The following is a 19,808-nucleotide window of genomic DNA, read 5'->3' as shown; positions in this document are numbered from 1 at the left end:
TTTGTGCCACACGATGGGTATTTCCCAGTGATATTATTTTTTGAAATTGAGCGTCTGTATAGAGTCGTTAGCGTTCTCTTCGGCAATGAATTGTTGACTTAAATCTTTATTTTGTTTCAATGCATCGCGAATAAGCTCATCGGTAAGCACTAAATGCGCATTTATGATATCACAAAAGGAAATAGGGGTATACATGGCTTCTCCATAAGCAGCTTTATCAGTGTTTAAAATAAATCCATCTTGCGTGATATTTGTAAGTGTCCCACGAAATTTTCGGCGCCCATCAATTGTTATTTTGGTTTCAATTTTTGCAAGATGCCCTTGCCAATGAAAAAAATCAGATTTTCTTACCAATGGACGATCAATTCCAGGTGATGAGATTTCTAAATGATATTTGCGTTCAATAACATTTTGTACATCAAGGAGGGGAGAAACTGTTCGACTAACAGTTTCACAATCTTCTATGGTCATAGAACCATTGGCACGTTCAACCATAATTTGAAGTGTTAAACCATTTTGACCAAGAAGTTTCACACGAACCAAACGAAAACCTAAAGGTTTAAGTAGTGGTATGACAAGAGCAGCAACCTGTGCTTCGATACCATCTTCTTCAAACAGGCGTGGTTCGTCAAGATTGCTTATTTTTTCAGCTTCGTTCATACATTTTATCCAAGTTGGTTTCATCAGTTTTATGATATTAAAAAAGAGCGGGTCCAACGGCCCACTCTTCATCATAAGACCAAGAATTTAACTATTGATACTCTTAAATTCAAAATTTTTCAAGTTGTTTATGAGAAAAGCGTTTGATCACTTATTTCTTGATAAAGGTAAGATAGGCAGGCGTTCGTCCTTCGCGTAAAGCTTTTGCTTCATAGCGGGTTCCCCTCCATAGTGGATAAGGGAGTTTCCAGTCTTGAGGGCTTTCTGCTTTCCATTCAAAGTGATCATGTTGTGCACAATGGTACAAAGTCCAGTTTACATAACTGTCTATATCGCTAGCAAAGCGCAAAAATTTCCCTATTTTAAGAACACGAGCAAAACGGTTAAGATTTTTTATGTTGATGAAGCGTCGTTTCCAGTGTTTCTTTTTCGGCCAAGGATCAGGATAGAAGAGGTCTATTCCATCAAGTGAGTTATCAGGGAGCCAATCAAGAAGGCGTGTAGCATCATCATTATAGAGGCGAAGACGATTTTGATGGTTTTGATGCTGTTCAAGAGACGATAATATTTTTGCCATGCCATTGATAAAGGGCTCGACGCCGATAAAACCGGTTTTTGGAAAATATTCCATTTCATGAAGTAAATGTTCACCTCCACCAAAACCGATTTCAAGTCGAATTTCTCTTACTTTGCTTGAAAATAAGGATGTAAGGTTTAAGGGAGGAGGGACATTTAAATCAATATTCAAATTGGGGAGAAGCATTTGTATACGTGTAAGCTGACTGTTTCGAAGTTGTTTTCCTTGTCGGCGTCCAAAAAATGCTTCACTCTTACGTATATTATGTTTAATCATGGGATTTGGATCATTGTTTGAAGCGTTTTCACGAGATCAGTTTTTTCCCATGAAAACGAGCCATCGTGTTTTGGTTTACGACCAAAGTGACCATAGGCAGCTGTTTTCGCATAAATAGGTTTATTGAGGTCAAGATGTTTTCGAATGCCGGTAGGTGAAAGGTCCATTATTTTGCGGATGGCTTCTTCAATAACTTTTTCATCGACTTTTCCTGTTCCATGAAGATTAAGATAAATAGATAAAGGTTGTGCAATACCAATTGCATAGGAGAGTTGAATGGTGCATCTCTCTGCTAAATGAGCAGCAACAATATTCTTAGCCAGATAGCGTGCCGCATAGGCAGCAGAACGATCAACTTTTGTTGTATCTTTTCCTGAAAAAGCACCGCCTCCATGGGGTGCTGCACCTCCGTAAGTATCCACAATAATTTTGCGTCCCGTTAATCCGGCATCGCTTTGAGGTCCTCCAATGACAAATTTTCCTGTTGGGTTAATATACCAACTGCATTGAGCTGCAATGGGAATGTCATGTAAAGCTTGGCGAATGTAAGGTTCAACCACTGTACGTACTTTATTGGAATCCCAACTTTCATCAAGGTGCTGCGTTGAAAGAACAATGGATGTGACCTCCATCGGTTTTCCATTTTTATAACGTATGGTTATTTGGCTTTTAGCATCTGGTCCTAATTTTCCAGTTTCTCCCTCTCCTTTATGACGAGCTGCGGCAAGAAGTTTGAGAATTTTATGCGCATAATAAATTGGCGCAGGCATGAGATCAGGTGTTTCACGGCAAGCATATCCAAACATGATGCCTTGATCACCTGCTCCTTCTTCACCATGCCGATCCGTAGCATTATCAACCCCTCTTGCTATATCAGCTGATTGTGGGCGCAAAAGAACATCAATTTTAACAGTTTTCCAATGGAAGCCTGCTTGTTCATAGCCAATGGTACGAATAGCACGGCGGGCTGCTGTACGAAAACGTGTGGGATTAATGAGTGGAAAGCTAGTTTCATCATAGATGAATTCTTTATTTTTATCTTTTTTTAATAGCGTATCGGGAACACGTACTTCACCAGCGATAACAACACGGTTGACACTGACGAGAGTTTCACAGGCAACGCGTACTAACCATGGATCAGTACCAGTCTTTTCAGCTTCTTTATAGATCATATCAACGATTTCATCGGAAATACGATCACAAATTTTATCAGGATGTCCTTCCGATACCGATTCGCTCGTAAAAAGATAATCTTGATGCGGCATAGGAACTCCTTCAAAAAAGAAAACCAACGATTTAATCAATTGCTTACTAAAGTCATCACCATTTGCTAATTCTACAGCAAATAGTCAATGCAAATGTATATGAATAAAAGAGAAAAAATATAATTTTAATTTATAACTTATTTGTCAAATCTTCCTCAGAAAGTGCTTTTGCCAAGTCAATAATTTTTCTACGCACTTTAGCATCAGATATATTTGTAAAAGCGCGCATGAGTTGAATCCCTTCGCTGCTAGAACAAAAGTCTATAAAATTGTGTTCACTTTCAGCAAAACCCTCTACTTGTTGGGAGGTAATACCTTTATCAAAAAAGTAAGAAACAGGAACATCCATAATTTCCGCTATCGCTTGAAGACGGCTGGCACCAATACGGTTTGTTCCTTTTTCATATTTTTGGATTTGCTGAAAAGTAATTCCTAATTTTTCACCTAGTTTCTCTTGAGTGAGTCCTAAAATATTACGACGTAAACGGATACGAGTTCCAACATAGATATCTATAGGGTCAGGTTTTTTTCTAGTTTCGGTCATAATGCAACTCTTTATTTCCAGCATTTTTCTTCTAAACCAACATCATATTTATGCGCAGTTGATTTATCATATAATTAAAACAATATGTAATATTTTTTCCCAATATTACTGGTACACGCAACATAATACCGTACAAAGGGCACTTGAATCATTTAAGCTGTTTTGTAAAACCAAAACCAATACGACACAATAGCATAAGGATGAATAAGATAAAAGTAGAGAAAGTTCTGTATTCATTGCTTCCTATAGGGGTAATGGATGATGGAACTCGTGAATCAATAATGCCCACAGCATTTTGTCGAAGAGCTACAACGATTCGTCCATAAGAATCAATAACAGCTGATATGCCATTATTGGCTGCCCGTATGAGGGGGATTCCCAGTTCAACGGCACGAAGCTGTGCTTGTTGAAGATGTTGATAGGGTCCAGGTGTTACACCAAACCATGCATCATTTGTAATATTAATAATTGCTTGAGGCGGGGAGCCTTTAAAAGTCATTTCATGGGGAAATATTGCTTCATAACAAATCAAGGGTAGATAAGAAAATCCGTTTGGCATTGTAACAATTTTGCGCACACTTGCAGCACTATATCCACCAATATTATCGGCAAGGGTACGCAATCCAATTTTTTTCAATAAATTCTGATAAGGAAGATACTCACCAAAAGGAACCAAATGAAGTTTATCGGAAGTATTTAAAATATTACCTTGAGCATTAATGACTGCAATTGTATTAAAATATTGTGTTTGGGAATGAGGTAGATCATTGCTGGCGCGTATTGCTCCAACGATAGCCCATTGTTTAGGTTTTAAAAGAGAGGCAATGCGCATTGTGGTAGATGAGTTATCATAGAGAAGGTAAGGAACGGAAGCTTCAGACCATACGATAAAATCGGGTTCTGAATTTTGATCGGTTGTTGGCGTTGCACTTAGCTTCATATGCGCTTCCAACATAGATTCTCGTGTATTATCACGCAATTTTATATTTTGTTGGATGGACGGTTGAACAATGCGCACCCAATAAGCACTTTTTTGATCTTCAGCTGTGTTTTCTATAGTATGAAGACGATAAAACCCAAAACCACAGTGAATTAATATAAGTGATAAGCAAAGAGAAAGTGCCACTTTCTTTTTTTCATCCGTTAATAAAACAGTTGGCAAACTGTAGGCTAAGACAGCAAGAATATTCATTCCGTAAAGTCCTACGATTGCATCAGATTGCATGAACACTGGGGTTGGCATGGCTGTATAGCCAAGAGAATTCCATGGAAATCCTGTGAATAAAAACGCACGCAACCACTCGGATAATCCTAATGCAAAGGCTAAAACAAAAAAGCGTGCTATTCCTTTTGTCCATAATAAACCGACAATGAAACCAGAAAAAAACCAATAAAGAGAAAGGTAGAGTGGAGGGAATAAAATGGCTAATGGGACTGCCCAACCAAAAGAATCTGGATCTGTTAATAAAGCATTGCATAGCCACCAAAGTCCGCAAATAAAATAACTAAAACCAAATGTTCCACAGCTTAAAGCGTAAGTAAAAAAATGTTTTTTATTGTTTTTGGTGGACTGTATTGAGTCAAGTAAAACAATAAAGAGAGGGAAAGTTAAAAAGCAAAGAGGTGTTAAATAAAAGGGTGGAAGTGCAAAAGAAGTAAGAGCACCACACAGAAATATCCATGCTTGGCGCTTCCAGCCTGTAACAGAGAACAAAAAAACGATGAAATTGTTAAAAAACGCTGGACTATTCTTTAGGGATGGCATTGTTCTCAAGATTCTTATTTTTTAGAATGCGAAAAATGCGCAACCGTTTGATCCGGCGTTTATCAGCTTCTAAAATACGAAATCTATAGCCAGGTACAGCTTCGACAATTTCACCTTTGGCAGGAATGCGATCAAGAATTGAGACGATCAAACCACCAATAGTATCAACTTCATCACCATATTCTCCTACGATAAAATCAGGACCAAGAGCTTTCTCCACATCTTCTAGTTCAGTTCTTGCATCAACGAGCCATTTATTATTTGGTTCACGTACGATAGCATTGTCGACATTATCATGTTCATCTTCGATATCTCCAACGACTAACTCAACAATATCTTCCATTGAAACGAGACCATCTGTTCCTCCATGTTCATCAATAACTAAAGCCATTTGAGTTCGTGTAGTTTGCATCCGTGTTAATAATTTGCTTGCAAGCATAGAACTGGGAACAAAGAGAACTGTTCGGATCAAATCCAATTCACCAATTGGAGTATGCAAGTCTGTATGGTTTAATTGAAGAAAATCGGATTTTTGTTCGGTTTTTGTTGGATTGATAATAAAGCGAGTGATGTAGTTAAGAATATCGCGGATATGGATCATGCCGCGCGGATCATCTAAAGTTTCAGCATAAACGGGGATACGAGAATGACCAATTTTTGCAAAACATTTAAGGGTTTCTCCAAGAGAGGTGTTTATTTCTAATGCTTCGATTTCAGAACGAGGTATCATAACATCATCCACGCGTGCTTCACGTAAGCGTAAAATGTTATGCAGCATAGTACGTTCTTCAGGTGAGAAGAGGGCGGTATCTTTTTCATTGTTAGTCGTGAGTGCAACGGTAAGATCATCGCGCAGTGACGTAGATGCACAATTACGACCCCGTAAGAATGAAAATAAATGATTCATCAGGGAATATTTTTCTGTATGATTCGTCTGTTGAGAGGGGGCTTTTTCATTATTAGAAGATGCTTGACTATTATTTTGTGCATTTATTTTGTTTGCCATGGTTTTGAAATCTTCTAGACTTTCTTTTATAACAGATAAATAAGAGGCTTTAAATGGTATGCTGGTAATATTGATTTTAAAAGTTAAATTTTATCATTGATAGACAATTATGCGTAAGGATCTTTTATGGAAAGCTTTTGAAGAATTTCTCTTTCGAGCTTTTCCATTTTATATGCTTCATCATCAGTTTCATGGTCATAACCAAGCAGATGCAAGATACCATGAACAATCATATGTGTTAAATGGTCTTGAAATGTTTTTCCTTCTTTCTCTGCTTCGAAAACAACAGTTTCTCGGGCAATAATAATATCACCGAGCATGGGACCAGGTCGATTTCCAGCTTTAAGTGGAAAAGCAGGAAAGGATAGTACATTAGTAGATTTGTTTTTGTTGCGCCATTGTGCATTGATTTGTGCCATATGTTCATCATCCGTAAAAAGCAGGCTAATCTCGCTTACAGCATTTCCCAATGAAACATGATGCATAGTCGTCATTAATGCTTTTTCAGTGATATTATAAAGCATTTTCTCATCATTCCACCCTGCGCTTTTAATCATTATATCAATAATAATCATGATGAATCAAATTCATTTTTTTATGCATCGCATGCGAATGATTTTTTTTTATTTTGTATTTCGGAATCACGATCATAAGCACGAACGATAGCAGCAACAAGTGGATGGCGTACAACATCTTTTTCATCAAAATGCACAATTGCAATATTTTCTATATTTGAAAGAATGCGAACTGCTTCAATGAGACCTGATTTTTGCCCTGTAGGCAAATCAATTTGGCTTACGTCACCGGTAACGATCATACGCGTTCCTTCTCCAAGACGTGTGAGGAACATCTTCATTTGCATGGGCGTAGTATTTTGTGCCTCATCAAGAATAACAGCAGCATGGGCAAGTGTTCGTCCGCGCATAAAGGCGAGAGGAGCAATTTCTATGACACCAGAAGCTAAAATGCGTTCTATTTTTTCAGCGGGCATCATATCATAAAGAGCATCATAAAGTGGTCGTAAATATGGGTCGACTTTTTCTTTGAGATCACCGGGAAGAAAACCAAGATGTTCTCCAGCTTCAACAGCCGGACGTGAGAGAATAATTCGTTCAATGATACCACGTTCTAGAAGCATTGCAGCATGAGCAACAGCAAGATACGTTTTTCCTGTTCCTGCTGGTCCTACACCAAACACAAGTTCAGTATGCTCCATAGCACTTATGTAAGCGTCTTGTGTTGGAGTTCTTGCATGAATTATTTTTTTATGGGTACTCAACCGTGCTGGTATACGCTTCGTTGCAGATTTGTGTGTTATTGTGTCTTCTTTCTGCTTCTTTGGTATATTTGCCATAGCAATCGCTCCTTTTATATCTGATAAAGTGAGCTCTTGATGTGTTTTGGCACGTTCATAAAGCTGCTGCAATACATATTGCGCACGTTTTATAACGGAAATATTTCCACGGATTAAGACTTCATTACCACGCGGATGAATACTAAGTTCGAGTTTTTTTTCGATATAAGCGAGATTTTCGTCAAATTTACCAAAAACTGCTTTTGCATATTGATTATTTTCGAAAATCAAAACAACTTGGCTCAGATCTGAAGCGCTTGTTTGTTTCAAGGTATCAGCCTTTTCAAGGGACATATTTACTTTTTCTTTAATACGCTTTATTTTTTCGGTTGAAGCTTTCAGCCTATTCTCCATATCTACATAAATATTGCACATTTTGTTAAGTAAACTTTATAAAAGACAATTTTTTACAAAAAGTGCACGCTTTAGATGTAATCATTTTCTTTTAAAATAAAAGAGTTTTCCAAAATATTTATTGTGAACAAGGTGTTAGAGGCATGTCTATCTATTTGTCACTTCACCAACAAAACTGTTTGAGCTTGCATTTTTAATATGAATTTCTATCACGCTACCTGTAGAGGCTTCTGTATCGACGACAACAGGTAAAAGCCAAGGGGAACGTCCTACCATTTGCCCTGAGTGATGTCCAGGTTTTTCGATGAGAACGTTCGTTTTTTGACCAATTTTAGAACGCAAAAATGCATTTTGTTGCTCAAGGAGAAGGATTTGTAAATGTTGAAGTCGGGCATCTTTTACAGATTCATCAACATGATTTTTCATTGTGGCTCCCACTGTTCCAGGACGGGGGGAATATTTAAAAGAATAAGCTGAACTGTACTGTACTTGTTGAATAAGTTTAATGGTTTCTTCAAAGTCTTCATCTGTTTCTCCTGGAAACCCTACAATAAAATCGCCTGAAAAGGCAATATCTGGCCGTGCGGTTCGAATTTTTTCGATAAGATGAAGATAATGAGAGCTTTTGTGTTGTCGGTTCATGGCTTTTAAGATGCGATCTGAACCTGATTGAACAGGAAGATGGAGGTAAGGCATTAACATATCAAGATCTCGATGCGCGGCAATAAGGCTATCATCCATATCACGTGGGTGGCTGGTTGTGTAACGCAAACGCTTTAAACCATCGAGTTTTGCGAGATGATAAAGAAGATCGCCAAGACGCCAAGTTTTGCCATCAGCACTTTGTCCATGCCAACCATTGACATTTTGTCCAAGCAGCGTAATTTCTTTGACACCCGCTTCGATGAGTTGAAGGGCCTCTTCAGTAATTTGTTCAACGGATCGTGATATTTCAGCACCGCGTGTGTACGGAACAACACAAAAAGTGCAAAATTTATCGCAACCTTCCTGTACTGTTAAAAATGCGCTAACACCTCGTTTTCTTACTGCATGTTTATTATGGGGCGGCAAATGAGCAAATTTATCTTCAACAGCATAGTCTGTTTCGATAATTTTTTTCCCTTGTTTGGCTTTTTCTAACAATTCTGGCAAGCGATGATACATTTGCGGACCAATAACAAGATCCACTGTTGGAGCACGGCGCAAGATTTCACTTCCCTCAGCTTGTGCAACACAACCTGTTACACCAACCATAAGGGGTTTATCAGGTGTGCGCTCTTGACGCATAACGCGCAAACGACCGAGATCAGAATAAAGTTTTTCTGCTGCTTTTTCACGAATATGACAGGTATTAACAAGAATAAGATCGGCATCATTGGGAATTTGTGTTGTCACATAGCCTTGCGAACTGAGACTATCAGTCATCCGTTGGCTATCATAAACGTTCATTTGACATCCATAGGTTTTGATAAAAACCTTTTTAGGAGCAACAGGAGGCGTATTTTTAGGATTTACTTTATTCATAGCGGATGTGTAAATGTTTTTTACACAAATCTCAATCTATTTGCTTAAAAGTTTTTTGCATGATAATTGCATCACCACGACCATTTTTTGACGCGTAGTAGGCAAGACGTTCAGAAATTTTTTGAAATTCAAAGCGTTGATAAAGGTTCAAAGCAGAAAGATTTGTGGCTTCTACTTCCAAGAATAATTTTATGGCGCCCTTGTCGTGAAGATGGTGAACTGTGCTTTCGATAAGAAAGGTACCAATTCCTTGTTGACGATAATGAGGATGAACAGCAATTGTGATGATTTCTGCTTCATCAAGGATGAGACGGCATAGGCAAAAGCCTAAAATTTGATCAGAGCGATCAATGAGAAAAACTTTGTGTCCGAAGATAGAGTGATCTGTTAAGAAATTATCAAAAGCTTGTTTTTCCCAAGAAGGGGTAAAACAATGCTGATGAATTTTATGAAGAGAAGCACTATCATTAACTTGTAGCGGAGCAATTCCAAAATTCTTTTTTGTCAATGAAAATTTGGGCATTATTTTTTTTGTGGTAAAGCAAAATTGGTTTGTTGTTTTGCATCAGCGTTGCGTAGATAGAGTGGGCGAGGTGAATTTTTTGATTGTTTGTTTGCAGCAAGATAAGCATAGTTTACAATATCGGCCGCTTCGCAGGGGATTTTTTCTAGGACAATTTTTTCGTATATTTTATGGTTTTTAACATGCTCCACAACGACATCAGCAGCTGGGCCAGTCAGTCGGGTTTTTTTTGGCAAATCTTCGAGGATATTTTCAATTGTTTTTAATCCCGGCTCTCCCAAAGGTGTGAGATCATTATGAAAATTTTGATGGTAGAACATCCCTCTCCCTGCTTCAATGACAACAGTAATTGCCGATGCTGTACTTTTACTATTTATGACTTGTGCTGCTAACGCTTCAAGAGCACTCACTCCAATAGCTGGTATTTCAAGTGCTAATGCCAAAGCGCGCGCTGTTGCAACACCGACACGTACACCAGTAAATGACCCAGGTCCAATATTGACAGCAATACGCTCAACTTGATCAAGCGTCATATTGGCTTGTGTCATTATTTGTGTAATCTGCCCAATAAGTTTTTCAGCATGTCCTTTGTTCATGCGCTCATTGATACGCGCAATAACAGATTTATGACGAATAAGCGCAACAGCACAATAAATTGAAGCAGTATCTATAGCAAGGATAAGCATAAAAATATTTTAGTTGAATAAAACGATAAATAAAAGTCCTGCTGTATTTTTAATCTTTTCATTATCGTATATTTCATTTGTAAGAAAGTTACTAGTGCCAATAAGCAACAATACCTTTTTATGGGATAGAACGAGATGTTGATTTAATCCTTATTTTTATCACTTTTTGAATGAGTATCTTGAGTATTGTAAGATTCTCTTATTTTAAATCTACTTATGGTGAAACAATTAAAGTTATTAGCTTGTATATTACAAGCGGAGTTAGCGTATGAATCAAAACTGTTGAAGAAAAGAATAAAAACTCCTTTCACGAATCGTTTAAATGTAAGGATTGTCACAACTTTTAAGCTATCAAATAGTACGATGATGCCACTTGTATTACATAGTAAGTAAAAGTAATTTAAAAGAGGAAAAGTTATGACCCCACATTTTTCCAAATAAGAATATATTCTATCCGTCTTTATATAAAAACCTCAGCGTAATGAGAGCAGATGAAAGAAATGGCATTATTTTGCATGAGTTACCTATTTCGATACTACTCTGTTGCAAATCATTATGGACTGAAAAGCAAATTTGACAGTTTTCACTTAAATATCAGCTCTTTCAATTTTTTGTATAGAATAATGAGCAGTATTTTAGAACTTTTTTTGGTTTATGAAAGAACTGATTTTAATAATAATGAGGACTTTGGGTTGATTGCATACTACGTTGAAAAAAATAATAATCAATGCACATTTAAAATGTTATATGATTTAAATCATTCAATTGTATCATGATAAGGCTACAAATACCGAGAATAATTATGGAGCAGGTTGAAGCCAAAATGACGCGCCATCCTGCTTTTTTTAGTGATCGGATATCAACACCTAATCCTAGTGCAGCCATTGAGATAACAGTAAACAACTGGGCAATAAATTTGATGGGATTGATAGCCTTTTCAGGGATAAGACCACTTGAGCGAACAAGCATCATGATAATAAAGCCAATGATAAACCATGGGACGAGGGTATGTAAACGCAAGCGTGTTTGTGCTGATCGGCGATAAATGATTGATAGAGTAAAAATAACAGGGCCTAACATGAGAACCCGTACTAATTTGACAATTGTTGCAATTTGAACACTCAGAAAAGAGACAGATGCTGTTGCTGCTAAAACCTGTGGTACAGCATAAACAACCATACCAGCAAGCACACCATATTGGCTAAATGACAAATTCAGAGACGGATGTAAAAAGGGTAGAAATAAAATAATAAGAATTCCTAAAAGAGCAGTGAAGGCAATTGACGCGGCTACATCGTCATGTTTTGCTTTTATGACAGGTGCAACGGCGACAATAGCTGAATTGCCACAAATAGCATTCCCACAAGCGACCAGCATTGCTAAGTGTGTAGAAAGCCCGAAAAGTCGGCCGATGGCAAAGCTCAGGATAATCGTTACGAATATCACGAATATGATACTAGCAAGCAAATTCCAGCCAGCTGAAAGGACTGCGTTAATGCTAATGCTTGCTCCTAGAAGAACGATAGCAATTTCGAGAAGTGTTTTTGCGCAAAAGGTGATACCTTTTTGAAAATATGTTGGCAAAGGAAAACAACTACGAATAATCGATCCTAAAAGAATTGCCAAAACAAGGCTTTCAAGCCAAGCTTGTCCCAAAAGCTGTTTTTCTACGACTTCTAAGCCATAAGCTAAGGCTGATATGAGTAAACATACTAGAATACCAGGACCAAAGTCGTTTAAAAGTGAGAGTTTTTTCTTTATCACTTGAATATTTTCCCCATACAAAGAAATGATAGTAAATAAAACGAGATAACAGGTAAGAGAAAGAAATTTTTAAAGATTTGTTCTTGCTTGTACAGCTGCTGCTAAAGTTCCGTCATCAAGATAATCAAGCTCGCCTCCTACAGGGACACCATGAGCAAGTCGCGTAATTTTAACTGGAAAATTGGAAAGCTGATCGGTGATATAGTGAGCAGTTGTTTGACCTTCGACAGTCGCATTGACAGCAAGAATAATCTCCGTAATAGGGTTTTGTACAACACGTTGTATTAAGGTGGCAATATTGAGTTCATCAGGACCTATTCCATCTAAGGGAGAGAGTCGTCCACCCAACACATGGTAACGTGCGGCTAAAGTTTTTGCGCGCTCAAGAGCCCACAGATCAGCAATATCCTCAACAACAATGATTGTTGTATCATCGCGGCGTAAATCTGTGCAAATTGAACAAGGATCAATGGTATCGACATTTCCACAAACAGAACAAATGCCGACTTTTTCTATAGCTGCTTGTATAGCCGCTCCCAAAGGCTCCAGCAATGTCTCTTTTTTTTTAATAAGATGAAGCGCAGCACGACGTGCTGAACGTGGACCAAGACCTGGTAACCGTGATAAAATCTGAATGAGACGTTCAATTTCAGGTCCTGCAATGTATTTAGACATATTTTTGTCCCACGGAAAAAATCCGTTTCATTAAAATGGAAGCTTGAAACCTGATGGGAGTGGTAGCCCTGCGGTCATACTTTTGGTTTTTTCTTCTATTGCGACTTCGATTTTTGTTCTTGCTTCATTATAAGCCGCCATAATGAGATCTTCAAGAATTTCAGCTTCCTCAGGTTTGAGTAATGAAGGATCAATTTGAATTGCTGTTATAATATTTTTGCCATTTAAAGTGATATTGACGAGACCACCCCCTGCAGTGCCCACAGCTTGCAGATTAGCTATTTCCTCCTGAATCTTCTGCATTTTTTCTTGCATTTCTTTGGCTTTTTTCATCATGCTCATCATTTCACGCATAGGAATAGGTATCCTTATTCATCATTGATATCATTTTTATTTTTAAAAATATCAGCATTTTTAAAGGTATTGGGGAGTAAATCAAGATCATTTTCTTCTTTATTGAGTCGAATATCGACAATTTTTGCTTCTGGGAAATGATTGAGGATTTTCGCGATATCAGGATCTGTTTCTGCATTGGAAAAAAGAGTCTTTTGAATCGCTATACTTTCCTCCTGTAAGGTTGGGCCACCTCCTTCATTAACAAAAGTTATTGTCCAGCGTTTTTCAGTCCATTGAGATATCTTTTTTTCTATATCATGAGCAAGAAATTGTGGGGTATTTTCAGAAAGTCTCAAGGTAATATGCCCAGCTTCAAAAGAAACAGGATGAACAAATTCTTTAACAAGGAGTTTGAAAGGAACGTCATTATGCTGTTCGGCTAATTGAACAATATCGTGCAAAGAATTAATCACGAGAGTTTTAGGTTCAGTAATCTTTTCTGTTGTTTGCGTGACAGAATGCGATAAATTTGCAATCTTTTCAGAAAAATCAGTAGATTGAGAAGTTTCTAGAATTTCTGTTACTTCTTGGGCGTTGATTTTGTCATGGTTTTGATTTTTAACTAAATTTTCTGGTTGTAAGGAATGATCTAATTGGTTTTTCAAAGAGCTTTTTAAATCTGATTGATCGGCTAATATATTTGAAACGCTCGAGGAAGCATGGGCTCCGACCATTGTTTCTTTTGTTATATTATTTGCATTTGTAGATTCTTGATGAGAAGAATTTTTAACCAGTGTGAGAGGCGTTTTTTCTTGCGTAAGCTTTTTTAAAGCCTCATCAAGAGTTGGTAAGTCAGCCGTGTGAGCAAGACGAATTAAAAGCATTTCAGCGGCTTGAAGAGGACGTGCAGTTTGATTAACTTCCTGTAAACCTTTGAGTAACATTTGCCAGTTTCGGGATAAAATAGGAACGGAAAGTTTTTTTGAAAAGTCTAAACTTCTTAAACGTTGTTCTTCAGTCAGAGAGAAATCTTCCACTATTTTTGGTGTAAAACGTAAACGTGTGACCAGATGATTAAAATCGGCTAGTTCTGTCAATATAGTAAGAGGATCAGCACCTGCTTCATATTGACTGCGTAATTCATGTAACGCATTGACAACATCGCCCTTCATGATAAATTCAAAAAGATCAATAATACGTGCTTGATCCGCTAATCCTAACATTGTACGCACCGCAATAGCATTAACATTGCCATTGCTATGGGCGATTGCTTGATCAAAAATGGATAATGCATCACGTGCAGATCCTTCTGCAGCACGGGCAATCATAGAGAGCGCTTGATCTTCTACTTCTACCTTTTCATATTTCGCAATTTGGCGCAAATGTGCACTCAAAGCTTTTGATTCAATACGTCGCAAATCAAAACGTTGGCAACGCGAAAGAATTGTAATAGGAACTTTGCGAATTTCTGTTGTGGCAAAAATAAATTTCACATGGGAAGGTGGTTCTTCAAGAGTTTTCAATAAACCATTAAAGGCTTGTGTTGAGAGCATATGTACTTCATCGATAATGTAAACTTTATAGCGTGCAGAAACAGGACGATAGCGTATTTGTTCAATAATTTCACGAATATCATCAATGCCCGTATGAGAAGCGGCATCCATTTCTATAACATCAATATGGCGCCCTTCGATAATTTGTGTGCAATGTTCACCAAGAGAGTCCAATACAGTTGTTGGTTGGTCAATATCTTTTGTTTTATAATTAAGCGCACGTGCCAAAATACGTGCTGTTGTGGTTTTACCTACGCCACGAATCCCTGTTAACATCCACGCTTGTGCAATACGACCTTTTTCAAAGGCGTTGGTGAGAGTACGCACCATAGCTTCCTGACCAATGAGGTCAGAGAAGTTTTGGGGCCGATATTTACGAGCAAGAACACGATAGGCTGTTTCTACCGGTAAATTTTCCATGAATATTTCCAACTTCGAAGTTCTTTATGCGTACATTTTGATAATACAAAAGCATAGATCAATACTGTAGTCTCATATAAAAGGATTTTTTCTTAATCAAATTATTTATGGGGCAATTTGTTTAAAAACAACAAAATCCCTTTATTTGCTGCATACAAATGCCGCTCTGAAGATTAAAAATACCTCGCTAAAAGACAGTATAAAAAAATAATTTCTTCAGCAAAATAGGAGGTTGGAACAATGACCCGTACCAGAACTCGTTGGGGCTGCTTCTTTCCAGACCTGACCCAGTTGGCGAGTAGTTCGTCCACCACCAACCTCCCAAAATCCATATTGTCGATTTAGAATGAAAAATCAAGCTCAGAAACAAAAAATATCATAAGAACGATGAAGAATTTTCCTTTGCGTTTAATTTATTAACATATAAACAACAAAGAGGTTGAGAATTTATCAGTTATTCATAATAATAGCTCTTTATATTTATTGGGTATAAAAATATTTTCTTCGTTTAAGATAATCTGAATGTATGATGATACTGCTGAAATCCGTAAGAGTTTTAAGATAGGTACGTCTGTTCTAAAACTACGAAATTGAATGATTAAAAATTTGCAACGATAAAAAAGGCAAATAAAGCAGATAGATCATGTAATTGGCTAACATTCGAAAGTCAGGTGGAAGAGTGCTATTTAAATAATTATAAAATATTGCTTTAATGGTGTTGTTCCTCTATACAAAACAGAACATCCCAAACGGAATACATTTAATGTTGTACATTCACAGGCTTTTTAAAAAGCGATTGCTCAATACTCTTAACTATATTTCAAAATCTACTCGTAAATAGTATACATACTCTCCTTGAGATATAAGTCCATTGTGAACTATCCCTTTTATGCTTAATACAAAGTATAAACTTTAGACCTCATACTACTTAACAACTCCAATGTTGCGATCCCTTGCACTTGAGAGGCTTTATAAGAAGCATTTTTATTCCTTTTTTAATCGTTTTTACTCACACATCACTCCCATTTGTAACTTTCAAGGAAAAAAATTTAATTGATTTCAATATGAGATTTAAGATGGGAGGATCTTACTTTATTCGTGGTTTTAATTCAGTATAAGAAAATCAAAATCTTATAATGATAAGTCAATATCTTAAATATCGTATAAGAAAACAACCTCATTTCTATAGTGAATGAGAATATCAAATATGTAATATTTTTGCTTTTAACATATATGAATATAAATACTAAGTAAATGTTATCGCTCTTTTTTTTGCGTGCTTGTTCTTTTAATTAAAAAACATTGATGTTCATCACAAAATGGATCAATATATGAATTTCCATTATTTGAGAAAAGATTTCATATATTTTAAAGGGATTGTACTCAGCAAGAGAAGATGCAACATTAAACGCTATAGAAATAAGGGGGTACTGATTTTATAAGCATAAAAATGGTTCTTATTCGATATAAGCGACATTTTATAGTTTCAAATAATTATATTCTTTAATAAGGAGGGAAAAGCGAGATAAATTTTTATAAAAAGCTGAATGAGTATGACTTAAAGTGCAGTGAGGAATGCATCTGTAGATGCAAATTCTACTTTTCTGTTTATCTAAGTGATTTGGGTACGATGTGCTTTATAGTACTTAAAATAAAGAAGTTGCGAAGATAGAAGTTATATTCTTATTAAAAAAATAGCTCTGATAGTAGAAAATACAGAACAATTTAAGTCTAGTCTTCTATTTTTCGCAAAAATTCTTTAATATCTAACCTTATAAGCAGCTTAAGGTTTGCCATATTAGTATAAAAATAACCTTTTCAGCGATTAGTTTTAATGGCTCATTATGCCGTATTTTGAAAAAAACACCTGAAAAAAAGAATAACTGTACTCAAATTTAGATGTTATAGAAATATTGTTAATCATAACCTCCTGTGTCACAATCTGTTCCAACAACTTTTTTGTTCGTAATATTTTTAAAAATATAATGTCCTGACCAAGGAAAACTTATATGAAGAGATTTTATATTTTTTAGGGTAAAGATTTTCTTTTCTTTATCATGGGTTATTTTCTTTTCATCATCAACAAAAATTCTCAATTTGTTTAAATCAGAAGGGGCAGAGTATGATAAAGTAAAGGATACTTTCTTTGGTTTAAAGATATTACAAGAGTATTCAACTCCTTGCTGGAATGTATAGGATGGTGTGATCACAACACTTTCATCCCGCGCAAAATTCCATTTTTTTTCACCAAAGCCAGCAAATGCAACACTAGAGTAGGCGAGAATATTTGCGGCTAATAATCCTCGCGTGAAGACTTTTTTCATTATCCTCTCCTTTTTTCTAAAGTGAGGTGAATCATAAATCAGTTTTTATAAAGATACAAGTTCAAACTTAACGCTAAAATCAGGGCTAAGTTGCATTTTCTAGTTTTAAACCATGTTTAGAATGATATTAATCTAAGAGATTCGAATGCTCTATTATGTATAATAATTTGAATTGTTTTGAGAGCTAATTTAGAAGTTCGTTATCTTTATTGGAATATTGTCAGAGGAAATGACTTTTCTCAAGAGGCTCTCTTTGAATATATCAAAGGGAAATAGATGGTACAAGCGTTTTTATTTTTGGTTACTGTGTTTTTTACACTGGTTTTTATACGAATTGAATTGCGGTTTATCATGATATAATTTGTGAGAAAATATTATGAAAATAATTTATATATTCTGTTACGAGCTATTTTTTCTTCTTCAGTGTTTATGAAGGGTGTTGAGTAGAAAAAAACGAGCCCTTTCAAGATGCGTTGCATTATGAAATTTTTATGATGTTTTTTGATATCAACAAAAATGATGGCAGCTTAATTGCTTTTATATATACGATGTTCGATCGTTTTGTGCTGGATAAGTACCGATAATACGCAGTTCTGCAGAAAAGAAAGATAATTCTTCTAAGGCAAGTTTCATCATCGGGTCTTCAGGATGTCCTTCAATATCAACAAAGAATTGTGTTGCATTGAAATTTCCACCAATTTGATAGCTTTCTAATTTTGTCATATTGATACCATTCGTTGCAAATCCTCCCATAGCTTTATAGAGAGCAGCGGGGACATTGCGCACTCGAAAAAGAAGACTGGTGATGATTTTTTCGCCATTTTGAGGTTTGGGGACATGTCGTTTGGAGCGTGAAAGGATGACAAAACGGGTAATATTATGAGGGTTATCTTCAACATCTCTTTCAAGAATATCAAGTCCATAGAGTTCTGCTGCGATTAAAGGTGCTAAGGCAGCCTGTGAACGTTTAGCATTTTTTTTAATAAATTTTGCAGCTCCAGCGGTGTCAGCAGAAACAACAGGTTTCCAACCGTTGTTTCGTATGATTTTTCGGCATTGTGCAAGGGCATGCGTATGGCTGTGGACGGTTTTAATTTCGTCATGTGTAACGCCGGGCAAAACCATGAGTTGAAAATGGATAGGTAAAAAATATTCATCAATAATATAAAGAGATGACTGCGGTAAAAGATGATGAATGTCTGCAACGCGTCCCGCAAGGGTATTTTCAATAGGGATCATAGCAAGATCAGCTTTCCCGCTTTCCACTAAATTAAGGGCGTCTTCGAAAGTAGCAGAGGGAACAGCATCCATATTGGGGAACATATTGGAGCAAGCAATATGGGAATTAGCGCCGTATTCTCCTTGGAAAGAAATTTTATTAGTTTTTTTAAGTATTTTCATGCTAAAATCTCACAAACTCTATCGAGATCATGTTGTGTATCTACACCTAAGGGAATTGTATCGACTATTTCCACATCAATACGCATATTGTTTTCTAATGCACGTAATTGTTCAAGTTTTTCACGTTTCTCAAGTGGTGAGGGTTTGAATGATACAAATTTCTCAAGTGCTTCGCGCCTATAGGCGTATATTCCAATATGGTGATAAAGAGGACCCTCTCCATAAGGTGCTTTGGCGCGCGTAAAGTAAAGAGCACGAAGGCGATTTTGAGAAAGCGGTGTACCAATGATTTTGACAACGTTGGGATCTCTTGTTTCATTTTCTTCAATGATTTGAGCACCCAAGGTTGCAATATCAGTAAAGCTATTTTCTAAAGGGCGTAGTGCACGAATGATTTCACGAGGCATGATTGTTGGTAGGTCACCTTGTATATTTAAAATGGCGTTGTAGCGTTGTTCAGGATCAATGCGCACTAAAGCTTCATAAATACGATCAGATCCAGACTTATGATCACCTCGTGTTATGATATATTCATGCCCATAATCTGCAACAGCTTTAGCGATATCATTATGATCTGTTGCAACGATTGTACGTCCTATTCCAGCTTTTTTGGCTTGTTCTGCGACATGAACAATCATCGGTTTTCCGCCAATTTCAGCGAGAGCTTTTTGAGGAAGACGGGTTGAGCCCATACGGGCAGGAATAAGAATAATTGGTTCAAGAGCCATTGTAAGATTCCCAATGTCATTTGTGATGCATTTATGATATTGTGTGTTATAAAGAAAAAGCTTAAACTAAAAA

The 19,808-nt window shown here is 36.7% G+C and carries 18 protein-coding genes and 1 other RNA gene; all 19 read right to left on the bottom strand.

Translation table 11 applies throughout. The annotated features are described in order from the left end of the window. Positions 1–33: 33 nt before the first annotated feature. On the bottom strand, positions 34–684 hold the full coding sequence (rimP, locus tag ACFIL2_RS00730) for a ribosome maturation factor RimP (RefSeq protein ID WP_375618093.1): 651 nt from the start codon (positions 682–684) through the stop codon (positions 34–36). 127 nt (positions 685–811) lie between these two features. Next, the gene (locus ACFIL2_RS00725; protein WP_375655142.1) at positions 812–1,513 is read right to left on the bottom strand and encodes a tRNA (guanine(46)-N(7))-methyltransferase TrmB; all 702 of its coding nucleotides are present in this window, start codon (positions 1,511–1,513) and stop codon (positions 812–814) included. Continuing rightward, positions 1,510–2,778, bottom strand: a complete 1,269-nt coding sequence (metK, locus tag ACFIL2_RS00720) for a methionine adenosyltransferase (RefSeq protein ID WP_375618040.1) — start codon at positions 2,776–2,778, stop codon at positions 1,510–1,512. Before metK ends, ACFIL2_RS00725 begins: the two co-directional genes overlap by 4 nt. A gap of 130 nt (positions 2,779–2,908) precedes the next feature. Then, on the bottom strand, positions 2,909–3,322 hold the full coding sequence (locus ACFIL2_RS00715; RefSeq protein WP_375611810.1) for a helix-turn-helix domain-containing protein: 414 nt from the start codon (positions 3,320–3,322) through the stop codon (positions 2,909–2,911). A 148-nt stretch (positions 3,323–3,470) separates the two neighbouring features. Beyond that, positions 3,471–5,087 carry an apolipoprotein N-acyltransferase gene (gene lnt, locus ACFIL2_RS00710; protein WP_375680669.1) on the bottom strand — a complete coding sequence of 539 codons (1,617 nt, stop codon included), beginning with the start codon at positions 5,085–5,087 and terminating at the stop codon, positions 3,471–3,473. Continuing rightward, entirely contained in the window at positions 5,068–6,093 is a 1,026-nt protein-coding gene (locus ACFIL2_RS00705) for a hemolysin family protein (RefSeq protein ID WP_375680668.1), read from the bottom strand. Before ACFIL2_RS00705 ends, lnt begins: the two co-directional genes overlap by 20 nt. Positions 6,094–6,200: 107 nt before the next feature. Then, a complete protein-coding gene (gene ybeY, locus ACFIL2_RS00700; RefSeq protein ID WP_375618037.1) occupies positions 6,201–6,668 on the bottom strand; it encodes an rRNA maturation RNase YbeY in 468 nt (155 codons plus the stop codon). A 20-nt stretch (positions 6,669–6,688) separates the two neighbouring features. Further along, positions 6,689–7,789 carry a PhoH family protein gene (locus ACFIL2_RS00695; protein WP_375640287.1) on the bottom strand — a complete coding sequence of 367 codons (1,101 nt, stop codon included), beginning with the start codon at positions 7,787–7,789 and terminating at the stop codon, positions 6,689–6,691. A gap of 159 nt (positions 7,790–7,948) precedes the next feature. Then, complete coding sequence (gene miaB, locus ACFIL2_RS00690; protein ID WP_375680667.1) at positions 7,949–9,325, bottom strand: tRNA (N6-isopentenyl adenosine(37)-C2)-methylthiotransferase MiaB; 1,377 nt, start codon at positions 9,323–9,325, stop codon at positions 7,949–7,951. Positions 9,326–9,356: 31 nt separating this feature from the next. Further along, on the bottom strand, positions 9,357–9,848 hold the full coding sequence (gene rimI / locus ACFIL2_RS00685; protein ID WP_375618035.1) for a ribosomal protein S18-alanine N-acetyltransferase: 492 nt from the start codon (positions 9,846–9,848) through the stop codon (positions 9,357–9,359). Then, a complete protein-coding gene (gene tsaB / locus ACFIL2_RS00680; RefSeq protein ID WP_375640247.1) occupies positions 9,848–10,534 on the bottom strand; it encodes a tRNA (adenosine(37)-N6)-threonylcarbamoyltransferase complex dimerization subunit type 1 TsaB in 687 nt (228 codons plus the stop codon). Before tsaB ends, rimI begins: the two co-directional genes overlap by 1 nt. A gap of 735 nt (positions 10,535–11,269) precedes the next feature. After that, a complete protein-coding gene (locus tag ACFIL2_RS00675; RefSeq protein ID WP_375618033.1) occupies positions 11,270–12,298 on the bottom strand; it encodes a YeiH family protein in 1,029 nt (342 codons plus the stop codon). Between the two features lie 69 nt (positions 12,299–12,367). Further along, positions 12,368–12,973 (bottom strand): recombination mediator RecR, encoded by a 606-nt coding sequence (gene recR, locus ACFIL2_RS00670; protein WP_273790577.1) that lies wholly within the window; start codon positions 12,971–12,973, stop codon positions 12,368–12,370. Between the two features lie 30 nt (positions 12,974–13,003). Then, complete coding sequence (locus tag ACFIL2_RS00665) at positions 13,004–13,327, bottom strand: YbaB/EbfC family nucleoid-associated protein (RefSeq protein WP_375606797.1); 324 nt, start codon at positions 13,325–13,327, stop codon at positions 13,004–13,006. Positions 13,328–13,341: 14 nt separating this feature from the next. Then, positions 13,342–15,282: a DNA polymerase III subunit gamma/tau gene (locus tag ACFIL2_RS00660; protein WP_375640246.1), complete on the bottom strand. Its 1,941-nt coding sequence runs from the start codon at positions 15,280–15,282 to the stop codon at positions 13,342–13,344. 224 nt (positions 15,283–15,506) lie between these two features. Beyond that, positions 15,507–15,604: signal recognition particle sRNA small type (gene ffs, locus ACFIL2_RS00655), an RNA gene on the bottom strand. A 1,594-nt stretch (positions 15,605–17,198) separates the two neighbouring features. Further along, on the bottom strand, positions 17,199–17,606 hold the full coding sequence (locus ACFIL2_RS00650; protein ID WP_375633994.1) for a hypothetical protein: 408 nt from the start codon (positions 17,604–17,606) through the stop codon (positions 17,199–17,201). A 537-nt stretch (positions 17,607–18,143) separates the two neighbouring features. Further along, entirely contained in the window at positions 18,144–19,007 is an 864-nt protein-coding gene (locus ACFIL2_RS00645; protein ID WP_273790573.1) for a prephenate dehydratase, read from the bottom strand. Beyond that, positions 19,004–19,735, bottom strand: a complete 732-nt coding sequence (locus ACFIL2_RS00640; protein WP_375618030.1) for a 3-deoxy-manno-octulosonate cytidylyltransferase — start codon at positions 19,733–19,735, stop codon at positions 19,004–19,006. Before ACFIL2_RS00640 ends, ACFIL2_RS00645 begins: the two co-directional genes overlap by 4 nt. Positions 19,736–19,808: the final 73 nt, after the last annotated feature.

The sequence above is a fragment of the Bartonella sp. AP30XZML genome, from assembly GCF_042195945.1.
Classification (GTDB): Bacteria; Pseudomonadota; Alphaproteobacteria; order Rhizobiales; family Rhizobiaceae; genus Bartonella.
Note: the sequence above shows the minus strand (reverse complement) of the source record. Positions and strands in the feature narration are given on the sequence as shown.